The organism is Bacillus sp. P4_D3, assembly GCF_056401855.1.
On sequence record NZ_JBFUIN010001085.1, the window covers coordinates 1 to 847 of the forward strand.

General features: G+C 32.6%; 1 protein-coding gene and 2 pseudogenes. 1 reads left to right on the top strand and 2 read right to left on the bottom strand.

Annotation, left to right across the window (positions count from 1 at the left end):
* Positions 1 to 228, top strand: a pseudogene (locus tag AC1DTM_RS29410) (peptidoglycan-N-acetylglucosamine deacetylase); the annotation flags it as partial.
* A 44-nt stretch (positions 229 to 272) separates the two neighbouring features.
* Here the strand turns inward: AC1DTM_RS29410 and AC1DTM_RS29415 are convergent.
* Together AC1DTM_RS29415 and AC1DTM_RS29420 are read right to left on the bottom strand one after the other, a co-directional pair.
* Positions 273 to 698 (bottom strand): WapI family immunity protein, encoded by a 426-nt coding sequence (locus AC1DTM_RS29415; protein ID WP_016105161.1) that lies wholly within the window; start codon positions 696 to 698, stop codon positions 273 to 275.
* 68 nt (positions 699 to 766) lie between these two features.
* Positions 767 to 847, bottom strand: a pseudogene (locus AC1DTM_RS29420) (TetR/AcrR family transcriptional regulator); the annotation flags it as partial.

An 847-nucleotide genomic window follows, 5' to 3' on the forward strand; every position in this document is an offset into this window, starting at 1 on the left:
AAATACAACAAAATGCCAATTGATGCTGCTTCAGCTAAAATCGTAGAAAACGTTCTAGCTGGTGCTACAAATCCAACAGAAGTTATTCTTATGCACGATATTCATCCACAATCAGTTAAAGCAGTACCTGGAATTATTAAAGGGCTGAAAGAAAGAGGATATGAATTAGAAAGCTATCATGAGAACGAACACTTCCCATTAAACTTCTGGCATGATAATCGTATTTAATGAAAAAGACTTGATTTCCTCTAGTAGGTTATCAAGTCTTTTTATTATCGTTTTGGGAATTTCTTTCGCTGCTCTTCAATAGAACGAATAATATTCTCTCTATTATCTTGAGTGATACTGATAGAGAATTCGTACTCCTCTTCCTTACACCATGAGGGATTAAGTTCCAGCGATAAGCGAATGATAAGGTGAAACTCCCCATCTTTTTCTCCCATAAATTCAAACGCTAAATTTGGCTCGATGAAATCTAGTTCGTTATATGTAGGGTTTGGTAATGCTTGAAACCATTTTATCATGTACTGTAAGTCGAAAGTTTGTAAAAATGGATCCATCGTTTCAAAAACTTTATTTTCTTCTGATAGTTTCGCCTTTACTCTTAACCAATTTCTATCACACTCGTCTTTTGCATCTTTATATTGGTAATTTACAACCTCTAAATGTAATGATATTTTTTCATTTTTAAAATTCATGAATATCCCCCTTCTATCTCTGGATCTTTTGTTTTATAAATTTTTATTAATCCCGATCCTTAAAATCATTACCCTTTATACATGAAATAAATTTGATTTGCAATATAATCTGAACTAAAGTGAAGTCCATTCCTTATCCACCACATGAT